Below are 23,976 nucleotides of genomic sequence, written 5' to 3'. Positions count from 1 at the left end.
GCAGACAGTCACCGGATCGGTGAGCGACCGGGGCGGGGGAGGTGACGGGCCATGCCGGGCAGTGCTGCCGGGCCGAGCTGTCTGGAGACGAACGACTGGATCTGCGGTGAGTATCTGCGCACCCGCAGCCAGGAATTGGTGGACGCGACGGTCCAGCATCTCGGCATCACGGCCGTGTCCGTGGCGATCGGCCTGCTGATCGCCTTTCCGCTGGCGCTGGTGGCCCGGCGGTGGCGGGGCGCCGCCGGACCGGTCCTGGGGCTGACGACGGTCCTCTACACGATCCCCTCGCTGGCGATGTTCGCCCTGCTGACCCCGGTGTTCGGGGTCTCGGCGGCCGTGGTCGTGACGGGTCTGGTGCTGTATTCGCTGACGATCCTGGTGCGCAACATCCTCGCCGGTCTGCAGGCCGTGCCCGCCGAGGTGCGGGAGGCCGCCCGGGGGATGGGGTACGGCCCGGCGCGGCTGCTGTGCGAGGTGGAAGTCCCGCTCGCGCTGCCCGCGTTGGTGGCCGGGCTGCGGATCGCCACGGTCTCGACGGTGGCGATGACGACCATCGGCTCCGTCGTCGGCTACGGGGGACTGGGCAATCTGATAGCCAGCGGTATGGCGGGCTTCTTCAAGGCGGAGGTGCTGACGGCCTCGGTGCTGTGTGTGCTGCTGGCGCTGCTCGCCGATCTGCTGCTGATGGGGCTGCAGCGGCGGCTGACGCCCTGGACGAGGGCGCAGGGGCGGGCGACGGCCCGTGCGCGGCGCGGCGCCCGTGTGGCGAAGGCGGGGGGCTGAGCGATGGGGGCGATCGCGGGCGCATGGCAGTGGCTGACGACGGCCGCCCACTGGGCCGGGGAGAAGGGGGTGTGGCACCGGCTGGCCGAGCATCTCTGGCTCAGCGGGCTGTGCCTGGCCCTCTCCTGCCTGATAGCCCTGCCGGTGGCGCTCTGGCTGGGACACCTCGGCAAGGGCGGAGCGCTGGCCGTCAATCTCTCCAACGTGGGGCGCGCGGTACCGACGTTCGCGGTCCTGGTGCTGCTGACGATCGGTCCGCTGGGCACCCGGGGCGACTGGCCGACGATCATCGCGCTGGTGCTGTTCGCGGTGCCGCCGCTGCTGACCAACGCCTATCTGGGCATGCGGGAGGCGGACCGCGATGTGGTCGAGGCGGCACGCGGGATGGGCATGTCGGGGCCGCAGCTCCTGCTGCGGGTCGAGATACCGCTCGCCTATCCGCTGATCATGACCGGTCTGCGGTCGGCCACGGTGCAGGTGGTGGCGACCGCGACGCTGGCCGCGCTGGCCGGCGGCGGAGGCCTGGGCCGGATCATCACCGCCGGCTTCGGCAACTACGACACCGCTCAAGTCGTCGCGGGCGCACTGCTGGTGGCCGTGCTCGCCCTGACCGTGGAGGGCGTCCTCGTCCTGGCGGAGCGGCTCCTCGACCCGATGCGGGGCCGACGGCGTGCCGCGCGCAGGGCCCCGTATCCGGCCAAGGGCACGGGGCCTGGCGGGACCCGTGCCGCTCCGGCCTCGGCACCCGTCCCGTAGGCGACGACCCGACCCTGATCCGGCACGACTGGGCCGGACCCGATCCGAACGGACTGAATGGTGGCATCCATGAGCAGCAGGTCGCGTGTGGCGCGCACCGCGGTGGCCGCGGCCACAGTGATCACCCTGGCGGCCGGTCTGGCCGCCTGCGGGGGCAAGAGCCTGGAGGAGAAGGGCGGCGGCAAGGGCGGTGGGAAGGGCGAGCTCGTCATCGGCTCGGCCGGTTTCACCGAGTCGAAGGTGCTCGCCGAGATCTATTCCGGGATCCTGGCCGATGCCGGTTACCGCACGCGGGTACAGACCCTGGCCAATCGCGAGCTGTATGAACCGGCCCTGGAGAAGGGCCAGATCGATGTCGTTCCGGAATACGCCTCCACCCTCGCCGAATTCCTCAACGCGAAGAAGAACGGCAGCAAGGCGAAGCCCGTCGCCTCCAGTGACATCGACAAGACGGTGACGGCCCTGGAGATGCTCGCCTCCCCGCGCGGGCTGAAGGTACTGCCGGCGGGCCGGGCGACGGACCAGAACGCGTTCGCGGTGAGCAAGGAATTCGCCGCCGAGAACAAGCTGAAGACCCTCTCCGACCTCGGCGCATCGAAGCAGAAGATCAAACTCGCCTCGGGTGAGGAGTGCGAGACCCGGGTGTTCTGCAAGCCGGGCCTGGAGAAGACGTACGGCATCGACATCACGGCGCTGGACCCCAAGGGCGTCGGGACCCCGCAGGCCAAGCAGGCGGTCAAGGACGGCACCGACCAACTGGTGCTCACCACCACCACGGACGCCACGCTCGACAACTTCGGTCTGGTGCTTCTGAAGGACGACAAGAAGCTGCAGAACGCCGACAATGTGCTGCCGGTGGTGAATGCCAAGAGCGCCGGTGGCAAGGAGATAGCGGCCGCTCTCGGGAAGCTCACCCGTGCGCTGACGACGGAAGACCTGATCACCTTGAACCGCAAGGTCGATGCCGAGCGGCTCAAGCCCGCGGATGTCGCGCAGGCCTATTTGGAGTCCAAGGGACTGGTCAAGAAGTAACCAGCGGGAAACGGATCGGCGTGCGGGGCCCCATAGATCCCGCACGCACGGTAAGTTTCTGGCCATGCCACGAGGACGCCACCGTCATTCACCACCCCTCCACCGGCTGCTTCCTCCCTCGACGGTCGCCGGTGCGTCAATCGCCTGCGCCGCGGGCGCGTGGTTTGTCGGCGACGACCTGGTGCAACGGGTGCTCGCCGCGGGCGCGGCGGCCGCCGCGCTCACCGGCGCCGTCCTTCTGCGGGTCTGGGACCGCAAGGCCGGCCGGCAGGTCGCCGAACTCAACCGCGCCCGGGTGCGCGACGAGTGGCGCACCGAGGAGCGGATAGCGGAGCTCGAAACGGACGTCGAGGAATCCCGCGAGCTCCGGGCCGGCCTGGAGACCAAACTGCGCGCCAAGCGCGCCGAATTGGCCCGGCTGCGCAGCGAACACGCCGAGCTGCTCCGCCGTTACGCCACCGCCGAGACCGAGCGGGCCAGCGCCCTGGAGGGCCGCCGCCTCCTCGCCATCGAGGCCGCCGCCCCGGCCAAGGCGCTGCCGGCCGTCGCCGGACTCTCCCCGGCGCTCCAGCCGTCCCTCAAGCTCTCGGCTCCTCCCCCCAGCTCCCGGCTCCGCTCGGACAAGGGCGAGGGCCCGGCCCAGGGGGAAGCGCCACGCACGGAGGAAGCCACCGTCCCGGCCCGGCGCGAGCCCACCACCGCGGACCGCCCCGCCGCCACCTTCGCGCAGGCCGACCAGGCGCTGCGCCGGCTGGCACGCAACGCCGCCCGGCAGCGCGCCGCCCAGAAGTCCGGGCGCTCGCCGAAGGACGGTGCCGGGGCCGCCCGTTCCGGACCGTCCGCCGGCCGCGATGCCCAGGGCGGCCAGGACGGTGAGAAGGGCCGGGGGAAGGCCCCGGCGGCAGCCGCACAGCGCACGGGCGGGACCGACCACGCCCGTACGGCCACCGCCGCCGGACCCGCGCTCCGCCCGGTGCCGGCCACCGCCGCTGCCCTCGCCCCGTCCCGCCCCGCCGCGTCCCGTGCGATGGGCGGTTTCGACTTCTTCGGCAATGCGACCGCCGCCGGCCCCCGGCAGCTGACCGGGCCGCTGGAGGAGGATCTGGCGGACGTCGTCGGGGACGAGGCCCTCGCCGAACAGTCGGCCCGTACGCAGCCGTCCGCGGAGCAGGCCGCGGACCAGGCCGTGCAGACCGAGGGGGAAACGACCACCGGCAGCGGCGAGGTCATCGACCTGACCGCGCACGACGAGACCGAACAGCTCGACCTCGGCGCCCTGCGCACCGCCATCTCCTGACCCGATCGGACAGCGGTCCGGCCCCGGAGCGTTCCCCGGCTCCGGGGCCGGACCGCGTTCCGGGCAGCGGCACCGCGCCCCGGGCCGGCGGCCGGCCGTGCCCGACGGCCATCCGTGCCCGACGGCCCCTCGTTGTCCACAGGGTGTGGATACCTGTCGCGGCAGGACCGCCGCCCGCCCGGACCGCCGCCTACTTGTCGATGTCGCCGACGACGAAGAACAGCGAGCCGAGAATGGCGACCATGTCGGCGACCAGCGTCCCCGGCAGCAGCTCCACCAGCGCCTGAATGTTGTTGAACGACGCCGACCGCAGCTTGAGGCGGTAGGGGGTCTTCTCGCCCTTGGAGACGAGGTAGTAGCCGTTGATGCCGAGGGGGTTCTCGGTCCAGGCGTACGTCGCGCCCTCGGGCGCCTTCAGGACCTTGGGGAGCCGCTGGTTGACCGGCCCAGGCGGCAGCTCCGCGATCCGGTCCAGACACGCGTCGGCCAGATCGAGCGCATTGTGGCTCTGCCCGAGCAGGCACTCGAAGCGGGCCAGGCAGTCGCCCTCCTCCCGGGTGACGACCCGGAGCGTGGACTGCAGCTCCCCGTATGCCAGATACGGCTCGTCGCGCCGCAGGTCGAAGTCCACACCGGAGGCGCGGGCGATCGGCCCGGACACCCCGTACGCATGCACCGTCTCCGGCGCGAGCACACCGACCCCGCGGGTCCGGCCACGGAAGATCTCGTTGCCCAGGACCAGGTTGTCGTAGACGTCCATCCGGGACCGCACATCGGCCACGGCCTGCCGCGCCCGGCCGAGCCAGCCCGCCGGCAGGTCCTCCTTGAGGCCGCCGACGCGGTTGAACATGTAGTGCATCCGGCCGCCGGAGATCTCTTCCATGACGGTCTGGAGCTCCTCCCGCTCCCGGAAGGCGTGGAAGACGGGGGTGATGCCGCCCAGCTCCAGAGGGTACGAGCCGAGGAACATCAGATGGTTCAGCACGCGGTTCAGCTCGGCCAGCAGGGTCCGCAGCCAGACGGCGCGCTCGGGCACCTCCATGCCCAGCATCCGCTCGACGGCCATGACCACGCCCAGCTCGTTGGAGAACGCCGACAGCCAGTCGTGCCGGTTGGCGAGCATGATGATCTGGCGGTAGTCGCGCGCCTCGAAGAGCTTCTCGGCGCCGCGGTGCATATAGCCGATCACCGGCTCGGCGTGCTGAATGCGCTCGCCGTCCAGGACGAGGCGCAGCCGCAGCACGCCATGCGTCGAGGGATGCTGCGGGCCGATGTTCAGCACCATGTCGGTGCTCTCCGCCGCGCCGCCGATGCCGACCGTCGTCTCCGTCATGGGAACAGTCTTGCAGCACGCCCTCCCGGCGCCCGCCCTGGCCCTCAGGCGCCCCCGGCCCCCAGCAGCCCCGCACACGCCCCGCCCACCGGCTCCAGCAGCCAGCCGAAGCCGCCGAGGCCCGCCGGATCGGTCAGCTCCGCCGCCGACCCGGCCGCGCTGAGGGCCCGTACGTACCCGGACGGGTCGGTGGCGGCCAGGGTGAGCGGCGGGCGCCGGCCGTCCACCCCCAGGGCGTGCAGCGCCGCGCGCTGGGTCAGCCGCTCGGCCGACGGCCCGGCGCAGGCGTCCAGCGCCACATGCGCCGTGATGTCGCAGCTGCCGTCGGGGACGGGGCGCACCTCGCGACCGTCGCGGAAGCCGGTGAGGGTGCCGAACAGCGGACGGTCGCCCCGTTCGTGCGCATAGTCGGCGGCGACGGCCAGACCGGCCCGCAGTGTCCCGACGGCCCGTGCCCAGGCCTCGTCCCGGGGGCGGCCGATTTCGGCGCGCAGCCCGGGGGAGCCGCCTCCGGTGGCGTCGGGGGCCAGGGGCGGCGCCCACCAGCGGCGGAGCCACTCCGCGTCCGCGCCGTCCACCGGCGTGCCCAGCCGCTCCGTGCCGTCGGCGCGGACCAGCACCCGGCGCGGCACCCCGTCGTCATCCGTCTCGACGACCTCGACCGGCACATTGTCGAGCCACTCGTTCGCGAACAGCAGCCCGGTGACCGAGCCCGGCGCGGGCAGCTCGCTCCGCCAGTCGATCCGCTGATCGAGCCCCTGGGGGCGCGCGGCGCGCTCGACCGCGTACGGGTGCACCCGCGCGGACACCTCCGCGGGCAGCGCGGCCAGCACGCCGGTGAGCAGTTCGCCGCGCCCCGCGCCCACATCGACCAGCGCCAGCTCGTCCCGATGGCCGAGAGCGGCGTCCACACGGCACAGGAGGGTGGCGACGGCGCCCGCGTAGAGCGGGGAGACATGCACGGAGGTGCGGAAGTGACCGGCCGGGCCGGGGCCGCCGGGCCGGGTGTAGAAGCCGTCATCCGGGCCGTACAGCGCCCGCTCGGTGGCCTCGCGCCACCCGCACCACTCGTTCATCATCTGCCCCACGGTACGGGCGGGCGCCGGACCGGCCGGCGGCACGAGGTGCCGCCCCTCCAGCGGTCCGCCACATTTGGCGCAGGGATTCTCCACCTTGGGGAGTAGGCCCGGCGCACAGGATCGCTCGCTCGGTTGACTCGTACACGTATTCACGATGCCTACGCTGGGTTACGTGCAGCGCCTCTACGACTTCCTCCGCAGGCACCCGACAGGGGTGGACACCTTCTGGGCCCTCCCCCTGTTCGGGATCACCAGCCTGTGGGTCGGCAGCCGCACCGATGGGTACCAGCAGCTCATCGCCGCGATCTTCACGATCGGCCTGTGCCTCGTCGTCGCGCTGCGCCGCAAGGCCCCCGTGAAGATGCTGCTGCTGACGGCCGCCATCGGCGTCGGCCAGCTGGTCTTCCGCATCGAGACCAACCCCGGCGACGCCGCGATGTTCGCGATCACCTACACCGTCGCGTCCGGGCCCACCGTGCCCCGCTGGGCCTCCCGCTGTGCGCTCGCCGGCGCCGTCTTCGGCCCCGCCCTCTCCTTCTGGCGCTTCAGGGACGAGGAGGGCGGCCAGCCGGTGGGGGAAAGCCTGTTCATCACCGTGCTGCTCACCGTGCCCTTCGTGCTCGCCTGGGTGCTCGGCGACTCCATGCGCACCCGCCGCGCCTACTGGGCGCAGCTGGAGGAGCGGGCCGCCCGGCTGGAGAAGGAGCGCGAGGCGCAGTCCCGGATCGCGGTCGCGGCCGAGCGCGCCCGTATTGCCCGCGAACTGCACGACGTCGTCGCCCACAACGTCTCGGTCATGGTCGTCCAGGCCGACGGCGCCGCCTATGTGCTCGACGCCGCGCCCGAACAGACCCGGCAGGCCCTGGAGACGATCTCCGGCACGGGGCGCCAGGCGCTGGCCGAAATGCGCCGCCTGCTGGGCGTACTCCGCACCGGCGAACAGCCCGAGGGCGGCGAATATGTCCCCCAGCCGGGCGTCGAGCAGCTCACCGACCTCATGGACCAGGTACGCAGCGCGGGACTGCCGGTCGACTTCCGGACGGAGGGCGAACCCCGCGAACTGCCCAGCAGCGTCGCCCTGACCGTGTACCGCATCGTCCAGGAAGCGCTCACCAACACCCGCAAACACGGCGGCCCCGACGTCGGTGCGACCGTCCGGCTCTCCTACCGGGACGACGATCTCGATCTGCTCGTCGAGGACGACGGACGGGGCGCACAGCGCGAGCTCTACGAGGACGGCGGGGCGGACGGCCTCGGCCACGGCCTCATCGGGATGCGCGAGCGGGTCGGCATGGTCGGCGGCACCCTGACCGCGGGGCCGCGGCCGGGCGGCGGCTTCCGGGTCAGCGCCGTACTCCCGCTCAAACCGGCCCGGTGAGGGCGCCAACCGGCCAGGACCGGACGGCGTCCTACCGGGGAGGACTACCGACCCACCCGCACCTCACCCCGTACGCTCAGCCCCACTCCTGCTCGAAGGGACCCCTTGCCATGACCATCCGTGTGATGCTCGTCGACGACCAGGTGCTGCTGCGCACCGGTTTCCGGATGGTGCTGGCCGCACAGCCCGACATGGAGGTCGTCGCGGAGGCGGGCAACGGTGTGGAGGCCCTGGAAGTGCTGCGCGGCACCCAGGTCGATGTGATCCTCATGGACGTACGGATGCCGCATCTGGACGGTGTGGAGGCCACCCGGCGGATCTGCGAGGGCGGGCAGAAGGAGGGCGCCCCGAAGGTGCTCATCCTGACCACCTTCGACCTGGACGAGTACGCCTTCTCCGCGCTGAAGGCCGGGGCCAGCGGCTTCATGCTCAAGGACGTGCCGCCGAGTGAACTGCTCGCCGCGATCCGGGCGGTGGAGAGCGGCGACGCGGTCGTCGCACCGTCCACCACCCGCCGGCTCCTCGACCGCTTCACGCCGATGCTGCCCGCCACCTCCGGCGAACCGTCCCGGCCCGAGCTGGAGCGGCTGACGGACCGCGAGCGGGAGGTGCTGCTGCTGGTCGCCCAGGGCCTGTCGAACGGTGAGATCGCGGCGCGGCTGGTGCTCTCCGAGGCCACGGTCAAAACCCATGTGGGCCGCATCCTGACCAAGCTGAGCCTCCGGGACCGCGTCCAGGCGGTGGTGCTGGCGTACGAAACGGGGCTGGTGCGGGCCGGGGGAGCGGGGGCCTAGGCCCCCGCACCGGTCGAGCGCCGCTCCGCCGCGGTCAGCCGCCCGGACCGGCGCCGCCGGGTGGTCGGCCTCAGCGCAGTACGCCCTCAAGGAAGTCGCTGCCCAGCCGGGCCACCACCTGGAGGTCCAGCTGGTGCAGCACATAGCGCCCCCGGCGCCGCGTCTGGATCAGCCCGGCCTTCTTCAGCGTCGCGATGTGCCGGGACACCTCCGGCGAAGTGATGCCGAACGCGATCGCCAGCTCCCCCGTCGTGTGCGGTCCCCGCGACAGCGTCCGGCACAGCTGCATCCGCATCGGGTGGCCCAGCGCCTCCAGCCGCTGCTGGACGAGTTCCAGCGCGGCCGGAGCCGGCAACTCCGGGCCGGCGACCGGGTACTGGAGCACCGGGCGCCAGCCGGGGGCGTGGCTGAACAGCAGATGCGGCCAGCCGAACGACGTCGGCAGGAAGGTGACGCCCGGATCCCCCGGGCTCGCGAAGGCCGTCGTACGTCCCCGGGCCAGCTTGTCGACCAGGATGCGGGTACCGCCGCTGCCGTCCTGCGCGTCCTCCAAGGACAACGCCTTCGACGTCGCGGACAGCGTCTCGGCCAGGCCCTTGCGGCGCAGCAACTCGGTCTTGTGCCGGGCATCGGCCGCCAGCTGGATGCCCACCCGCCGCCAGATGTCCCCGAAGAACGCCTCCTCACAGTCCTCGAACAGACGCCGCAGCCACACCCGCAGGCCGTCGGGGTCGGTGAGCATCCGGTCGGTGAAGGCCGCCTGCCGCGGGCCGCGCGCGGCGGCCATCTCCCGTACCCGCGCCCGCTCGTCCGCGTCGACCAGGGGCGAGGGGGTGGGGCGGGTGTAGCGCGCGGAGCAGGTGATCTCGAACGCGGCGGCCACGAACCGTTCGTCGTCGATCCTGTCCAGCTCGTCCAGCTCCTCGGCCAGCGTCGCCCCGGGGCGGGCCGGCAGCAGGATGTCCGAACGGGAGGACCGCCACAGGAAATCCGCCTCACACAGCCGGTCGGCGAGGTCGGTCTTCAGCGCCGCGTTGGTGGCGGTGACCCAGCCGTGCAGCCCGGGGTGGTGCCCCGGCTCGGACAGCGCATGCAGCGCGGCGCCCAGCTCCGCCAAGGGGGACGGGGAGAAAACGACGCGCTCCGGCGGCAGCCCGGTGATGTCGATGACGTTGGCCATGCGCCCATCATGCGCGAGGCTCCCACCTGCACGGACGTCGTTTGACGGCTCCCGTCAAACGACGCGCCACGAACGGCCGGACCGTCGCACAGTGAGGGACATGAACGCCGGTCAGCAGCACCTCCTCGACACCTACCGCGCCGCCCAGCGAGGCGAAGCCGCACCGCCCGCCCCGGGCCCCCACACCGTCCGCACCGCCCGCGAGATCCAGCAGTGGTACCGCTTCCGCGCCGTGGTCACGGCCCCCGCCGACCGCCTCCCGGCCCGTCTCCGCCGCGCCGTCCACTCAGCGGCCGCGGGGCTACTCCGGCGGAGGGCGGCGGAGCCGGTTGACGGGGCGATGTGACTGCCTGGTGTACGGAGGGGGCCCGCCCCCTCCGCCCCCGCCCCCTCCGCCCCCCGCCCCACCCCGTATCACCCCACGCGCCGCACGCCGTCCACGAAGTCCGCGAACTCCCGGGCCGCCGACCGGATGGCGTCATCCGTCCAGCCCAGGGCGGACGTGCCGACCGTGATCTCTGTCAGCGCCACCCCGGGCGGGCCGGCCGGGCCCGGCTCGTACCAGTTCCCGAACAGCGCCGTCCCGGTTTCCTCCGCCTGGCGCACCACGGCCTCGTTCAGCAGCTCGGCCGGGTGCGGCAGCCACACCTGGAACTGGTGGGTGTGCGGTACCGCGGGGTGCACCCGGAACCACGGCACACCGGCCTCGGCCAGGCCCTCGTCCAGCGCACGGGCCACGGCCTCCGCACGGGCCACGTACTCCGGCAGCCGTGGCAGCTCACGGTCCAGCCCGGCCAGAGCGGCCAGCGCGGCCGGCCACTGCTGGAACAACTGGCCGCCGTACCGGTGCCGCCAGGCCCGCGCCTCCTCGACGAACTCCTCGGTGCCCGCGAGCGCGGCGCCCGATATGCCGCCCAGAGACTTGTAGTAGGAGACGTAGACGCTGTCCGCGAGGGCCGCGATCTCCGGGAGGGTGCGGCCGAAGTGCGGGCCGCACTCCCACAGGCGCGCGCCGTCGAAGTGCACGACCGCCTCACGGTCCCGCGCCGCCTCCACCGTCGCGGTCAGCTCGTCCCACGCCGGCAGCACGAATCCGGCGTCCCGCAGCGGGAGTTCGAGGGCGAGGGCGCCGAAAGGCTCCGGCAGGTCGTATATCTCCGCGGCGGTCGGAGGCCGTGGGGCGCTCGTCGGATGCACCATGCGCAGCCCGCTGACCACCGCCCAGGCATCGCGCTCATGTACCTCCATGTGCGACAGCGGATGGCCGGCGACCGTCGCATTGCCCGTACGCCCCGCCCAGCAGCGCAGCGCCACCTGCTGGGCCATCGTGCCGGTCGGGAAAAAGGCGGCGGCCTCGGTGCCCAGGGCGCCGGCGGTCCGGCGCTCCAGCTCGCCGATGATGCCGTCGTCGTTGCCGTAGACGTCCGTCCAGCTGTCCAAGTCGTAGGCGGCCGGGGCGTCGGCCGCCAGGCGGTCCAGCCGCTCGCGGACCGTCTCCTTCCGGACGCCCTCCGGCAGCACACGCCGTGCGCCGCGGTACGCCGCGCGCATCCGCTCCCGCTCGACACGAGCGACCTCCACCCCGCCCGAAGCGCCGTCCGACACATCCGCGGACGCACCGCCCGAAGCGCCGTCCGACACATCCGCCGACGCGCCCCGCGAAGCTCCCCACGAGCCCCCGTCCATGCCGCGTCCGTCTGTTTCCCTCATCCGCCTCACACCCCCCGTGCTGCCCTGGCCCGCGCCTTCGCGTGCCGTTGCATCGATCCTCGCCCAGCCCCGCGCGGCGCCGCGACCCCTGTGGATAACTCGCGGGCGAGACCCCGGTCTCACCTTCCGCACAGCTCTGAAAGTCACCGGAAACACTCGCGTAGCATGGCGAGGAATCGTCCGGTACCCCCCGCGGACTGGAACGGAAGGCCATTGCCGCGTGAACGCAATCCCACCCCTTGAGGCCCAGGACCGCCCCGCCCGGCTGACCGTCGGGGTCGTCGGCGCGGGCCGTGTCGGGCCCGCTCTCGCCGCTGCGCTGCAGCTCGCAGGGCACCGCCCGGTTGCCGTGTCGGGCGTGTCCGACGCCTCCGTACGCCGCGCCGCCGAGCTGCTGCCCGACGTTCCGCTGGTCACCCCGGCCGAGGTCCTCGCCCGCGCCGACCTGGTCCTGTTGACCGTCCCCGACGACGCCTTGGGCGACCTGGTGAGCGGCCTCGCCGAGACCGGCGCCGTACGGCCCGGCCAACTGCTGGTGCACACCTCGGGGCGGTACGGAACGGCGGTCCTGGACCCGGCCACCCGCGCCGGCGCCCTGCCGCTCGCCCTGCACCCGGCCATGACGTTCACCGGTACCTCCGTGGACGTCCAGCGGCTGGCCGGCTGCTCGTTCGGCGTGACCTCGCCCGACGAGCTGCGGATGGCCGCCGAGGCGCTGGTCATCGAGATGGGCGGGGAGCCCGAGTGGATCGCCGAATCCGCCCGCCCGCTCTACCACGCGGCGCTCGCCATCGGCGCGAATCACCTGGTCACGCTCGTCGCCCAGTCGATGGAGCTGTTGCATGACGCGGGGGTGCAGGCCCCGGACCGGATGCTGGGCCCGCTGCTCGGCGCCGCCCTGGACAACGCCCTCCGCTCCGGTGACGCGGCGCTGACCGGCCCGGTCGCACGGGGCGACGCCGGCACCGTCGCCGCCCATATCGCCGAGCTGCGCCGGCACGCGCCGCAGAGCGTCGCCGGGTACGTCGCCATGGCCCGTACGACCGCGGACCGGGCGCTGGACCACGGTCTGCTGAAGCCGGAACTGGCCGAGGACCTGCTCGATGTGCTCGCCGACTCCGATGACGGCCCCGGCCCCGCCCCGGGCAGCCCCGACGCCTCCGGCCCGGATCCCGACGCCCCCGGCCACGGCCCCGAGGGAGACGACCGATGACCTCCTCGCCCCTGAGCCCGCCCCCCGAACCGGGCCCCCACCCGGACGCCACTGCGGCACCGGACGTGCCCGTGAACCAGGAGCCGGACCAGCCCATGGACGAGAGCCGCCCCACCCAGCCCGGCCGCCCCTCCCGCCCCGTGCACCTGCTCCACACCGCCGCCGCGCTCCGCGATCTGCCCCGCGGCACCGGGGCCCGCGCCGTCGTCATGACCATGGGCGCGCTGCACGAGGGCCACGCCACCTTGGTCCGCGCCGCCCGTCGCCGGGTCGGCCCGCAGGGCCAGGTCGTCGTCACGGTCTTCGTCAACCCGCTGCAGTTCGGGGCGGGCGAGGACCTCGACCGCTATCCGCGCACCCTGGACGCGGACAGGGAGCTGGCGGCCGCCGCGGGAGCGGACGTCGTCTTCGCCCCGTCCGTCGACGAGGTCTACCCGGGCGGGGAACCGCAGATCCGGATCACCGCGGGCCCCATGGGCACCCTCCTGGAAGGCGCCAGCCGCCCCGGGCACTTCGACGGGGTGCTGACCGTCGTCGCCAAGCTGCTGCATCTGACCGCGCCGGACATCGCCTTCTACGGGCAGAAGGACGCTCAGCAGCTCGCGGTCATCACACGGATGGCCGCCGACCTCAACTTCCCCGTCGAGATCGTCGGGGTCCCCACGGTGCGCGAGGAGGACGGCCTCGCCCTCTCCAGCCGCAACCGCTACCTCTCCGCCCCGGAGCGGCGCACCGCGCTCGCGCTGTCGGCGGCGCTGTTCGCGGCCCGCGACCGGCTCGCCGCCGAGGAGGCGCTGCGCGCCCGCGCCGCCTCCACGGGCCACCCGGCACAGGACCGTGCCGCGGCGCTGGCCGCCCTCGGCGAGGACCGGGCCGCCGCCGACGCCCACGCCGTCGCCTACGCCGCCGCGGGGCTCGGGCACGGCCCGTCCGTGGCGCGCGCCGCGGCCCGTGCGGTGCTCGATGACGCCGCCCGCCTCGACCCGCCGCTCACCCTCGACTACCTGGCGCTGGTCGACCCGTCCGACTTCACCGAGATCCCGGACGCCTATGAGGGCGAGGCCATCCTCGCGGTCGCCGCCAAGGTCGGTACCACCCGGCTGATCGACAACATCCGTCTCGTCTTCGGAGCCGGGAGAGCCGGACCGACGGCCGCCCACCAGGGCGGCACTCTCACCGGCGCCGCCCCTTCGGACGGCCCCGCCGCCACACCCCCCACCACCCCCCAAGGCCCCCTCGGAGTGACCCGATGACCGTCACCGGAACAGGTACCGGACCCGGCCCCGCAGCAGGCACCGGCATACGTCTGACCGCCCCCGCCCCCGGCTGGTCCATCGAAGCGGATGTCGTCGTGGTGGGCTCCGGGGTGGCCGGGCTGACCGCCGCGCTGCGCTGCGCCGCGGCCGGCCGCCGGACCGTCGTCGTCACCAAGGCCCGTCTGGACGACGGCTCCACGCGCTGGGCACAGGGCGGGATCGCGGCCGCACTCGGCGACGGCGACACCCCGGAGCAGCATCTGGCCGACACCCTCGTGGCGGGCGCCGGACTCTGCGACGAGACCGCCGTTCGCACCCTGGTCACCGAAGGCCCGGACGCCGTCCACCGCCTGATCGGCGCCGGCGCCCGCTTCGACACCGCATCCGGCAGCGACGAGATAGCGCTCACCCGCGAGGGCGGCCACCACCGCCGTCGTATCGCGCACGCCGGCGGCGACGCCACCGGGGCCGAGATCTCCCGTGCGCTCGTCGAGGCGGTCCGCGCCGCCGGGCTGCGCACCATCGAGAACGCCCTGGTCCTCGATCTGCTCACGGACGCCGAGGGCCGTACGGCCGGTGTCACCCTGCACGTCATGGGCGAGGGTCAGCACGACGGCGTCGGGGCCGTCCACGCCCCGGCGGTGGTGCTCGCCACCGGCGGTATGGGGCAGGTCTTCTCCGCGACCACCAACCCGGAGGTCTCCACCGGTGACGGGGTGGCCCTGGCGCTGCGCGCCGGCGCCGAGATCTCCGACCTGGAATTCGTCCAATTCCACCCCACCGTCCTGTATTTGGGGGCGGAAGCGGAAGGCCAGCAGCCGCTGATCTCCGAGGCCGTACGGGGTGAGGGCGCCCACCTCGTCGACGCCGACGGCACCCGCTTCATGGTCGGCCGGCACGAACTCGCCGAACTGGCGCCGCGGGACATCGTCGCCAAGGCGATCATGCTCCAGGCGCACGAACAGGGCGTCGAGCACATGTATTTGGACGGCCGTCACTTCGGCGCCCAGATGTGGGAGACCCGTTTCCCCACCATCCTCGCCGCCTGCCGCAACCATGGCATCGACCCGGTCAGCGAGCCGATACCGGTCGCCCCGGCCGCGCACTACGCCTCCGGCGGCGTACGCACCGATCTGCGCGGGCGCACCACGGTCCCCGGCCTGTACGCCTGCGGCGAGGTCGCCTGCACCGGCGTCCACGGTGCCAACCGGCTCGCCTCCAACTCCCTTCTGGAGGGCCTGGTTTTCGCGGAGCGGATCGCCGCGGACATCGCCGCGCCGCCCGCCCCGGAGGCCGCGGCCGGCGACACACCCGGCACTCCGGCGCACGACGCGGCGGAGCACACCGCGCCCCCCGCCCCCTCCACGCCCCGCACCACCCTTCCGCTGATCGCCCCGGAGACCCGTACGGCCGTGCAGCGGATCATGACTGCCGGCGCCGGGGTGCTGCGCAGCGCGGAGAGCCTCGCCCGGGCGGCCGCCGAACTGGACCGCCTCCACCGTGAGGCGACCGCGGCGGCCGGTCCGGCGGGCCGTGACGAACCGGCCGGTGCGACCGCCACCGGGAGCGCCGCCGAGCGCAAGGCCCCCGAGCCCGGCGTGGAAGCCTGGGAGGCCACCAACCTCCTGTGCGTCGCCCGGGTGCTGGTCGCCGCGGCGCGGCGCCGGGAGGAGACCCGCGGCTGCCATTGGCGCGAGGACCACCCGGACCGGGACGATGCCTCCTGGCGCCGCCACTTCCGCATCACCCTGGAAGCGGACCGCGCGCTGACCATCCGTACGACGGCGACCGCCGAGTTCCCGCCGACGGTCACCCCGTAGCCACCGATCCCACCGCCTGCCAAGACAGACCGCACCGCACACCCCACCTCCCCGAATACGGAGCCCACCCCGTGAGCAGCACCCCCGACGACCTCCCCCTCCTCCAGATCGGCGGGCCCGCCGGCAGCGACGGCCCCAGCGGTGGCTGCGGCGACGCCTGCGGCTGCGGCGGCGACGAGAGCGCGTACGAGATCGACCCGCTGACCTGCGGCCTCGACCCCGACCTGGCCGCGCTTTTGGTGGCCGCCGGACTCGACCCCGTCCAGGTCGAGGACATCGCGCATCTCGCCGTCGACGAGGACCTCGACCAGGGCGTGGACGTCACGACCGTGGCGACCGTCCCCGAGGACGCGGTCGCCACCGGCGACTTCACCGCCCGCGAGGCCGGTACGGTCGCCGGTCTGCGGATCGCCGAGGCGGTGCTGTCCATCGTCTGCACCGACGAGTTCGCGGTCGAGCGGCACGTCGAGGACGGCGACCGGGTCGAGGCCGGCACCCCGCTGCTGAGCGTCACCACCCGCACCCGTGACCTGCTCACCGCCGAGCGCAGCGCGCTGAACCTGCTGTGCCGGCTGTCCGGTATCGCGACCGCGACCCGGGCCTGGGCGGATGTGCTCGACGGCACCAAGGCCAAGGTCCGCGACACCCGCAAGACGACGCCGGGCCTGCGCGCCCTGGAGAAGTTCGCGGTGCGCTGCGGTGGCGGCGTCAATCACCGGATGTCGCTGTGCGACGCGGCGCTGATCAAGGACAACCACGTGGTCGCGGCGGGCGGCGTCGCCGCGGCGTTCACGGCCGTACGGAACGAGTTCCCCGGGGTGCCGATCGAGGTGGAGGTCGACCGGATCGACCAGATCCCGCCGATCCTCGCCGAGGGCGCCGATCTGATCCTGCTGGACAACTTCACCCCCGAGCAGACCCGGGAGGCGGTGGCCCTGGTCGCCGGCCGCGCGATGCTGGAGTCGTCGGGCCGGCTGACCCTCGACAACGCCCGCGCCTACGCCGAGACCGGTGTCGACTACCTCGCGGTGGGCTCGCTCACCCACTCCTCCCCGATCCTCGACATCGGCCTCGACCTGCACGAGGACGACGGGCAGGGCGGCCGGGGCGCGGCCGACGACGTGCGTGAGGACCGCTGACCGCCATGCTGCTGACCATTGACGTGGGAAACACCCACACGGTTCTCGGCCTCTTCGACGGCGAGGAGATCGTCGAGCACTGGCGGATCTCCACCGACGCCCGGCGCACCGCCGACGAGCTCGCCGTCCTCCTCCAGGGCCTGATGGGGATGCATCCGCTGCTCGGCGACGACCTGGGCGACGGCATCGAGGGCATCTCCATCTGCTCCACGGTGCCCTCCGTCCTGCACGAGCTGCGTGAGGTCACCCGCCGCTACTACGGCGATGTGCCGGCCGTCCTGGTGGAGCCGGGCGTCAAGACAGGCGTGCCGATCCTCATGGACAACCCCAAAGAGGTCGGCGCCGACCGGATCATCAACGCCCTGGCGGCCGTCGAGCTCTACGGCGGCCCCGCGGTGGTCGTCGACTTCGGTACGGCCACCACCTTCGACGCGGTCAGTGCGCGCGGCGAGTACGTCGGCGGCGTGATCGCACCGGGCATCGAGATCTCCGTGGACGCGCTGGGCGTCAAGGGCGCCCAGCTCCGCAAGATCGAACTGGCCCGCCCGCGCAGCGTCATCGGCAAGAACACCGTGGAAGCCATGCAGTCCGGCATCCTCTACGGGTTCGCGGGCCAGGTCGACGGTGTGGTGCAGCGCATGGCGCGGGAGCTGGCCGACGACCCGGACGACGTGACCGTGATCGCCACCGGCGGACTGGCGCCGATGGTGCTCGGTGAGTCGTCGGAAATCGACGAGCACGAGCCGTGGCTCACCCTCATCGGTCTCCGGCTGGTCTACGAGCGGAATATCGCCCGCTCCTAGACGGAACACCGCCCGGTGCGCGGAAGCCTTTCCCGCACCGGACGCTCGGTGGTGCGGCTCGCTGCCGCGCCACCGTTCACGAATTAAGCGGCTTTTGTCGGAAATGGTCGTAAAGTCGCCACATGCCAATGCCAAACGGAACCCGCGGCGGCATGGCGTTCAGCGCCGATGAGTTGCGTGTGCTCCGTCGCGCCCTCGCCCATGCCCTGCAGACGACGTCCCACCCCGCCCCGCTCGGCGCCCTCGGCTCCGAGTGGTCCCAGGACATCCAGGAATACCTCCGGCTGGCCGAGGCGGTCGACGAGGCGGTCCGCGAAGGCGGCCGGCTGCGCGCCTTCCTCCTCGCCGACCTCGCCCGCTACCGCGAAACCCTGCCCGGCTCGGCCACCGGCTATCTCGCGCGGCTGAAGGAAGCGCTGGCAGCGGGCCATGTCCCCGGCCCCGACGATCTCGCCGCCCTGCGCTCACTGCCGCGGTCCGGCGCAAAGGCCGAGTGCGAGCGCCGCAGCGCCCTGCTGCGCCACTGCGAGCAGCTCGCCGAACAATCCGTACGGACCCGGCTGCGCGCGCTGCCAGGCGGCCGCTCAGCCGGCCGTGGCGGCGGGCGGGAACCGGAGCCCGAGCGGGAGCCGAAGCCGGAGCGCAAACCGCAGCCCGCGCCGGCGCCGCGCCCCAAGGGCCCGCAGCGGGACCGGCCGATCCCCACACCGGGCGAGGTGTTCCCGCCCCGCCGCAAGCCCGCCCCGCCCCCCGAGAGCCGCACCGCCTGAGCGCTGCGTACTCTGGACACTCACGCCCCAAAGGAGGCCATACGCCATGGATTACGTCGCAGCGCTGCTCCCGCCCGTAGTGATGGCCGTGGCCTTCACCGCCCTGATCGTGACGATCATCAAGAGCCAGGGCGGGGCGAACAAGGCCAAGGAGGACGCCGCCGTGGACGCGGCCCTGGCGCGTGCCGAATCCGCCGGTCAGGGGCCCACGGCGCACGGCGCCTGAGCCGCCCGCCGCCCTTTCGGCGGCCCGCGCGCACCGTACGACCCGGGATTGACCGTTCCGGGTCGTACATCCTTTTTCCGACCCAAACGCAACGAGATCAACGGGCATACGCGACATCTCCCACTATTGTTCTTGTGTGCCGAGACGCTTGGGTGATCTGGAAGACGCGGTCATGACGCGGGTCTGGGAGTGGAACCGCCCGGTCACCGTTCGAGAAGTCCTGGAAGATCTGCAGAAGGAACGGTCCATCGCCTACACCACGGTCATGACCGTATTGGACAACCTTCACCAGAAGGGCTGGGTGCGCCGCGAAGCAGAAGGCCGCGCCTATCGATATGAGGCGGTCTCCACTCGCGCCGCCTACGCGGCCGCACTGATGAACGAGGCATGGTCCGCCAGCGACAACCCCGCGGCCGCTCTTGTCGCCTTCTTCGGCATGATGTCGCCGGAACAGCGACATGCCCTGCGTGATGCCGTACGGATGGTCCAGATCGACGACCCCGCGGAAGACCCGGAACAACAGGCACAAGAGGCGGAAGAGACCGCGCCGGCGGAAGAACGCACGGCAGAAGCGGCACCGGAAGGGGCCGGTGAAGCCGGGCCCGCCGAAGGGGATGAACCCGGAGCGAGTGCCACCGGCAAGGGGCGATAGCGTCCCGGCATGCCTCCGCATTCAAAAGGCCTCACCGTCCGCCGTGCCAGGACCAGCGATGTACCGGCCGTACGCCGCCTCATCGATGCCTACTCACGCGACGGGATCCTGCTCGACAAAGCCACCGTCACGCTTTACGAGGACATCCAGGAGTTCTGGGTGGCCGAGCGCGACGAAGACGCCGAGGTCGTCGGCTGCGGAGCGCTCCACGTCATGTGGGAAGACCTGGCCGAGGTGCGCACCCTGGCCGTGGATCCGCGGATGAAGGGGTCCGGAGTCGGCCACCAAGTCCTCGGGAAGCTGCTGCGCACCGCGAGCTGGCTCGGAGTGCGGCGCATTTTCTGTCTCACCTTCGAAGTCGACTTCTTCACCAAGCACGGCTTCGTAGAGATCGGCGAAGCGCCGGTAGACGGTGATGTCTACAGTGAGCTGCTGCGTTCCTATGACGAGGGCGTTGCGGAGTTCCTGGGCCTCGAACGAGTGAAGCCCAACACCCTGGGTAACAGCCGGATGCTTCTGCACCTGTGATGAGTGTTCTATGTCCGAATCGCTCCCCTATCTCATGGGTACGGAAGCATGCGTTCCCCGCTCTGTGGGCAAGTGAACCCTACCCAAGGGTTTGTGTTTTTCCCGGAAAAGCGGTTTGCTTTCCGTCGTAATCCGCATTCGATGAAAGGGAAACCGGTGGCACAGAAGGTTCAGGTTCTTCTTGTCGATGACCTCAACGGTGGCGAGGCGGACGAGACGGTGACGTTCGCTCTCGACGGCAAGTCCTACGAGATCGACCTCTCCGACAGCAACGCCCAGAAGCTGCGCGACTCGCTCGCCGACTTCGTGAAGGCGGGGCGCCGTACCGGTGGCCGCGCTTCTTCGGGCCGTGGCAAGGCGCGTGGTGCGGCTTCCGGTGGCAGCCAGGACACTGCGAAGATCCGTGCCTGGGCCAAGGAGAACGGCTACAACGTCAATGACCGTGGCCGTGTCCCCGCCGACATTCGTGAGGCATTTGAGAAGGCCAACGGCTGATCGCCCCACGCGCGGTCCGATTGGGCATTACCAGCACGCATCAACCGGGCACGGTGGCACTCCGTCGCCGCCGCGCTCACGAGTCGTACGAGGTCGGGGGCGTCCCCATCGTCCCCGTTTCCTGCTCCCAACCCCGTGGTGGGCAGGGAATTCTCCGCCTCGTAGCCGGGCCGGGGAGGTCGCACCCATCGCGCGGCCTCCCGGGAACCGAATCCGTTTGACGGTGCTGCGCCGGTGGGGAACGACGGCGCGGGCATCCGGTCTCCGGTCCCACGCGCCGTGAGATCCGGGACGAGTGCGCCCCACTCCAGCCATTCCAGGATTCCCGGGAGTTCCTCGGCGCCGCCGGCCGCGATGAGCATGAGCAATTTCGGCCGATCACCGGGGTGATTCCCGTCGCATCCGGCCCGAAGGAGTGCCACCGGGCCGGTGTGCGGCAATCGCCGCAGTACGGCACTTCCCGCCCCGGCCGGCATCTCCAGGACATCGAAACGCAGCCCCGTCAGAAGCTCCACCGGCTCCGTTCCGGTGGCCGGCCAGCCCAGCTCCTCCTCGTACCACCGGCGCACGGCGGCGAGGGGGCTGCGGGGGCGCGGAAGCACGCGGGCCATGCCCGGAGCAACTCCCGCAAACCCAGGAAGTTACGCTGAGTAGAGGTATGGATACGCACCGCACCTGCGGGAGGGGCGTGGAGGTGTATTCGACGGCGTGCGGATGTTCGCCCGTAGCGGATGGAAGCGGCCCGCGCCGCATGGAGTGTCAGTGGCAGCGGGTAAGACAGTCTCAGTGGGAAGAGACGGTGTGACCGGCGCCCGAGGCGTTCCGCCCCGCCTGAGGGCCGACGGCGAACGGCGTGTCGGCACCGGGTGCGTTCGCCACGGGCGTAGTGGCAGAGGGCGTATATGCCTGGCCTGCGGGAACATCGTCTCGCACCATCGAGTTGGAGCAGATGTCAGCTGTTCGGCAGTAAATTTCCCCGCCGGAGCGGGGGTGATCCGGACGGGTGTCGGCAGTTGGAATGAGCTGTCCCGCCCCGCGGGACTAGCATGCGGAAGGACAGGGAGGGGACCGACCCCTAACTGCCTGACCGCTCTGAGGAGCGATTAACGATGTTCGAGAGGTTCACCGACCGCGCGCGGCGGGTTGTCGTCCTGGCTCAGGAAGAAGCCCGGATGCTCAACCACAACTACATCGGCACCGAGCACATCCTCCTGGGCCTGATCCATGAGGGTGAGGGTGTCGCCGCTAAGGCCCTGGAGAGCCTCGGGATTTCGCTCGAGGCGGTCCGCCAGCAGGTGGAGGAGATCATCGGGCAGGGCCAGCAGGCTCCGTCCGGGCACATTCCCTTCACCCCCCGTGCCAAGAAGGTCCTGGAGCTGTCGCTCCGCGAGGCCCTCCAGCTCGGCCACAACTACATCGGTACGGAGCACATCCTGCTCGGCCTGATCCGCGAGGGCGAGGGCGTCGCCGCCCAGGTCCTGGTGAAGCTGGGCGCCGATCTCAACCGGGTGCGGCAGCAGGTCATCCAGCTGCTCTCCGGCTACCAGGGCAAGGAAGCCGCCACCGCCGGCGGCCCCGCCGAGGGCACGCCCTCGACCTCCCTCGTCCTGGACCAGTTCGGCCGCAACCTGACGCAGGCCGCTCGCGAGACCAAGCTCGACCCGGTCATCGGGCGCGAGAAGGAAATCGAGCGGGTCATGCAGGTCCTGTCCCGCCGTACCAAGAACAACCCGGTCCTCATCGGCGAGCCCGGCGTCGGCAAGACGGCGGTCGTCGAGGGCCTGGCGCAGGCCATCGTCAAGGGCGAGGTGCCCGAGACCCTCAAGGACAAGCACCTCTACACCCTGGACCTCGGTGCCCTGGTCGCCGGCTCCCGCTACCGCGGTGACTTCGAAGAGCGCCTGAAGAAGGTGCTCAAGGAGATCCGCACCCGCGGCGACATCATCCTGTTCATCGACGAGCTCCACACCCTGGTGGGTGCGGGCGCCGCCGAGGGCGCGATCGACGCCGCCAGCATCCTCAAGCCCATGCTGGCGCGAGGCGAGCTGCAGACCATCGGTGCCACGACGCTCGACGAGTACCGCAAGCACCTGGAGAAGGACGCGGCCCTGGAGCGCCGCTTCCAGCCGATCCAGGTCGCGGAGCCGTCGCTGCCGCACACCATCGAGATCCTCAAGGGCCTGCGGGACCGCTACGAGGCGCACCACCGCGTCTCCATCACGGACTCCGCCCTGGTCGCCGCCGCCACTCTGGCCGACCGCTACATCTCGGACCGCTTCCTGCCGGACAAGGCGATCGACCTGATCGACGAGGCCGGCTCCCGGATGCGGATCCGCCGGATGACCGCGCCGCCGGACCTGCGCGAATTCGACGAGAAGATCGCCGATGTGCGCCGGGAGAAGGAGTCCGCGATCGACTCGCAGGACTTCGAGATGGCCGCGGGCCTGCGCGACAAGGAGAAGCAGCTCCTGGCCGCGAAGGCGAAGCGGGAGAAGGAGTGGAAGGCCGGCGACATGGACGTCGTCGCCGAGGTGGACGAGGAGCTGATCGCCGAGGTTCTGGCGACGGCCACCGGCATCCCGGTCTTCAAGCTCACCGAGGAGGAGTCCTCGCGGCTGCTGCGGATGGAAGACGAGCTGCACAAGCGCGTCATCGGCCAGAAGGACGCCATCAAGGCGCTCTCCCAGGCCATCCGCCGTACCCGTGCCGGCCTGAAGGACCCCAAGCGTCCCGGTGGCTCGTTCATCTTCGCCGGCCCGTCCGGTGTCGGTAAGACCGAGCTGTCCAAGACGCTGGCGGAGTTCCTCTTCGGCGACGAGGACGCACTGATCTCCCTCGACATGTCGGAGTTCAGCGAGAAGCACACGGTCTCGCGGCTGTTCGGTTCGCCTCCCGGCTACGTCGGCTACGAAGAGGGCGGCCAGCTCACCGAGAAGGTGCGCCGCAAGCCGTTCTCCGTCGTGCTCTTCGACGAGGTCGAGAAGGCCCACCCGGACATCTTCAACTCGCTGCTGCAGATCCTGGAGGACGGTCGCCTGACCGACTCCCAGGGCCGGGTCGTGGACTTCAAGAACACGGTCATCATCATGACGACCAACCTCGGCACCCGGGACATCTCCAAGGGCTTCAACCTGGGCTTCGCGGCCCAGGGCGACACCAAGTCCAGCTACGAGCGGATGAAGAACAAGGTCAACGAAGAGCTCAAGCAGCACTTCCGCCCCGAGTTCCTCAACCGTGTCGACGACACCGTCGTCTTCCACCAGCTGACCGAGGAAGACATCATCCAGATCGTCGACCTCATGATCGCCAAGGTGGACGAGCGGCTCAAGGACCGCGACATGGGCATCGAGCTCAGCAGCGAGGCCAAGTCGCTGCTGGCCAAGCGCGGGTACGACCCGGTGCTCGGCGCCCGTCCGCTGCGCCGCACGATCCAGCGCGAGATCGAGGACGCCCTCTCGGAGAAGATCCTCTTCGCCGAGCTGCGTCCGGGCCACATCGTGGTCGTCGATGTCGAGGGCGAGGGTGAGACCGCCAAGTTCACCTTCCGCGGTGAGGAGAAGTCGGCCCTGCCCGACGCCCCGCCGATCGAGTCCACGGCCGGCGGTTCGGGTCCGAACCTCAGCAAGGACGCCTGAGCGGCACAGCGCAGCACGCGCATAACCGCCTACGGCACTGCCCCGGAATCGTTTCTTACGGTTCCGGGGCAGTTCTGTAGGTGCCGCCGTCTTT

General features: G+C 71.7%; 23 protein-coding genes. 18 read left to right on the top strand and 5 right to left on the bottom strand.

Going from position 1 to position 23,976, the window contains the following annotated elements:
* Positions 1-51: 51 nt before the first annotated feature.
* From SLV14N_RS17075 to SLV14N_RS17060, 4 genes are all read left to right on the top strand, one after another.
* The gene (locus tag SLV14N_RS17075) at positions 52-786 is read left to right on the top strand and encodes an ABC transporter permease (RefSeq protein WP_263269963.1); all 735 of its coding nucleotides are present in this window, start codon (positions 52-54) and stop codon (positions 784-786) included.
* Between the two features lie 3 nt (positions 787-789).
* Positions 790-1,542 (top strand): ABC transporter permease, encoded by a 753-nt coding sequence (locus SLV14N_RS17070; protein WP_263269961.1) that lies wholly within the window; start codon positions 790-792, stop codon positions 1,540-1,542.
* A gap of 69 nt (positions 1,543-1,611) precedes the next feature.
* Positions 1,612-2,574 (top strand): ABC transporter substrate-binding protein, encoded by a 963-nt coding sequence (locus tag SLV14N_RS17065; RefSeq protein WP_263269959.1) that lies wholly within the window; start codon positions 1,612-1,614, stop codon positions 2,572-2,574.
* Positions 2,575-2,638: 64 nt separating this feature from the next.
* Positions 2,639-3,871, top strand: a complete 1,233-nt coding sequence (locus SLV14N_RS17060) for a hypothetical protein (protein WP_263269957.1) — start codon at positions 2,639-2,641, stop codon at positions 3,869-3,871.
* Positions 3,872-4,061: 190 nt separating this feature from the next.
* Here SLV14N_RS17060 and SLV14N_RS17055 read toward each other — a convergent pair whose 3' ends face one another.
* Positions 4,062-5,204, bottom strand: coding sequence for an NADH-quinone oxidoreductase subunit D (locus SLV14N_RS17055; RefSeq protein WP_018092969.1), 1,143 nt, complete (start codon positions 5,202-5,204; stop codon positions 4,062-4,064).
* Positions 5,205-5,248: 44 nt separating this feature from the next.
* Positions 5,249-6,283, bottom strand: coding sequence for an SAM-dependent methyltransferase (locus SLV14N_RS17050; RefSeq protein WP_263269955.1), 1,035 nt, complete (start codon positions 6,281-6,283; stop codon positions 5,249-5,251).
* A gap of 172 nt (positions 6,284-6,455) precedes the next feature.
* Here SLV14N_RS17050 and SLV14N_RS17045 point away from each other — a divergent pair, with 172 nt between their 5' ends.
* The gene (locus SLV14N_RS17045; RefSeq protein ID WP_263269953.1) at positions 6,456-7,661 is read left to right on the top strand and encodes a sensor histidine kinase; all 1,206 of its coding nucleotides are present in this window, start codon (positions 6,456-6,458) and stop codon (positions 7,659-7,661) included.
* Between the two features lie 110 nt (positions 7,662-7,771).
* The gene (locus SLV14N_RS17040; RefSeq protein ID WP_018092972.1) at positions 7,772-8,455 is read left to right on the top strand and encodes a response regulator transcription factor; all 684 of its coding nucleotides are present in this window, start codon (positions 7,772-7,774) and stop codon (positions 8,453-8,455) included.
* Between the two features lie 70 nt (positions 8,456-8,525).
* Here the strand turns inward: SLV14N_RS17040 and SLV14N_RS17035 are convergent, their stop codons facing one another.
* Entirely contained in the window at positions 8,526-9,635 is a 1,110-nt protein-coding gene (locus SLV14N_RS17035) for a DUF5937 family protein (protein WP_208681733.1), read from the bottom strand.
* Positions 9,636-9,735: 100 nt separating this feature from the next.
* On the opposite strand from SLV14N_RS17035, the gene SLV14N_RS17030 reads away from it, so the two are divergent.
* Complete coding sequence (locus tag SLV14N_RS17030; protein ID WP_208681731.1) at positions 9,736-9,981, top strand: hypothetical protein; 246 nt, start codon at positions 9,736-9,738, stop codon at positions 9,979-9,981.
* A gap of 68 nt (positions 9,982-10,049) precedes the next feature.
* Here SLV14N_RS17030 and SLV14N_RS17025 read toward each other — a convergent pair whose 3' ends face one another.
* Positions 10,050-11,186, bottom strand: coding sequence for a low specificity L-threonine aldolase (locus tag SLV14N_RS17025; RefSeq protein ID WP_263273197.1), 1,137 nt, complete (start codon positions 11,184-11,186; stop codon positions 10,050-10,052).
* A gap of 379 nt (positions 11,187-11,565) precedes the next feature.
* Between SLV14N_RS17025 and SLV14N_RS17020 the strand changes: the two genes are divergently transcribed.
* From SLV14N_RS17020 to SLV14N_RS16975, 10 genes are all read left to right on the top strand, one after another.
* A complete protein-coding gene (locus tag SLV14N_RS17020; RefSeq protein WP_208681729.1) occupies positions 11,566-12,558 on the top strand; it encodes a Rossmann-like and DUF2520 domain-containing protein in 993 nt (330 codons plus the stop codon).
* 95 nt (positions 12,559-12,653) lie between these two features.
* Positions 12,654-13,811: a pantoate--beta-alanine ligase gene (gene panC / locus SLV14N_RS17015; RefSeq protein WP_263273196.1), complete on the top strand. Its 1,158-nt coding sequence runs from the start codon at positions 12,654-12,656 to the stop codon at positions 13,809-13,811.
* Entirely contained in the window at positions 13,808-15,634 is a 1,827-nt protein-coding gene (locus SLV14N_RS17010) for an L-aspartate oxidase (protein WP_208681727.1), read from the top strand. The genes panC and SLV14N_RS17010 overlap by 4 nt, the downstream gene beginning before the upstream one ends.
* Before the next feature lie 71 nt (positions 15,635-15,705).
* The gene (gene nadC / locus SLV14N_RS17005) at positions 15,706-16,773 is read left to right on the top strand and encodes a carboxylating nicotinate-nucleotide diphosphorylase (RefSeq protein WP_263269951.1); all 1,068 of its coding nucleotides are present in this window, start codon (positions 15,706-15,708) and stop codon (positions 16,771-16,773) included.
* Positions 16,774-16,778: 5 nt separating this feature from the next.
* On the top strand, positions 16,779-17,576 hold the full coding sequence (locus SLV14N_RS17000) for a type III pantothenate kinase (RefSeq protein WP_042150267.1): 798 nt from the start codon (positions 16,779-16,781) through the stop codon (positions 17,574-17,576).
* A 152-nt stretch (positions 17,577-17,728) separates the two neighbouring features.
* Positions 17,729-18,346 (top strand): hypothetical protein, encoded by a 618-nt coding sequence (locus SLV14N_RS16995; RefSeq protein ID WP_263273194.1) that lies wholly within the window; start codon positions 17,729-17,731, stop codon positions 18,344-18,346.
* A gap of 46 nt (positions 18,347-18,392) precedes the next feature.
* Complete coding sequence (locus tag SLV14N_RS16990; protein ID WP_127152394.1) at positions 18,393-18,572, top strand: hypothetical protein; 180 nt, start codon at positions 18,393-18,395, stop codon at positions 18,570-18,572.
* 148 nt (positions 18,573-18,720) lie between these two features.
* Positions 18,721-19,224: a BlaI/MecI/CopY family transcriptional regulator gene (locus SLV14N_RS16985; RefSeq protein ID WP_259670377.1), complete on the top strand. Its 504-nt coding sequence runs from the start codon at positions 18,721-18,723 to the stop codon at positions 19,222-19,224.
* 9 nt (positions 19,225-19,233) lie between these two features.
* Positions 19,234-19,752, top strand: a complete 519-nt coding sequence (locus SLV14N_RS16980) for an amino-acid N-acetyltransferase (protein WP_127152396.1) — start codon at positions 19,234-19,236, stop codon at positions 19,750-19,752.
* A 156-nt stretch (positions 19,753-19,908) separates the two neighbouring features.
* Entirely contained in the window at positions 19,909-20,247 is a 339-nt protein-coding gene (locus tag SLV14N_RS16975) for an Lsr2 family protein (protein WP_018092985.1), read from the top strand.
* On the opposite strand, the gene SLV14N_RS16970 is transcribed toward SLV14N_RS16975, so the two are convergent.
* Complete coding sequence (locus SLV14N_RS16970; protein ID WP_221174692.1) at positions 20,178-20,858, bottom strand: SCO3374 family protein; 681 nt, start codon at positions 20,856-20,858, stop codon at positions 20,178-20,180. The genes SLV14N_RS16975 and SLV14N_RS16970 overlap by 70 nt on opposite strands.
* Before the next feature lie 498 nt (positions 20,859-21,356).
* On the opposite strand from SLV14N_RS16970, the gene SLV14N_RS16965 reads away from it, so the two are divergent.
* Positions 21,357-23,882: an ATP-dependent Clp protease ATP-binding subunit gene (locus SLV14N_RS16965; RefSeq protein ID WP_127152398.1), complete on the top strand. Its 2,526-nt coding sequence runs from the start codon at positions 21,357-21,359 to the stop codon at positions 23,880-23,882.
* Positions 23,883-23,976: the final 94 nt, after the last annotated feature.

The sequence above is a fragment of the Streptomyces sp. Je 1-4 4N24 genome (genome assembly GCF_026239515.1).
In the GTDB taxonomy this organism is placed as follows: Bacteria; Actinomycetota; Actinomycetes; order Streptomycetales; family Streptomycetaceae; genus Streptomyces; species Streptomyces nigrescens.
This window is presented reverse-complemented; position numbering and strand designations above follow the sequence as displayed.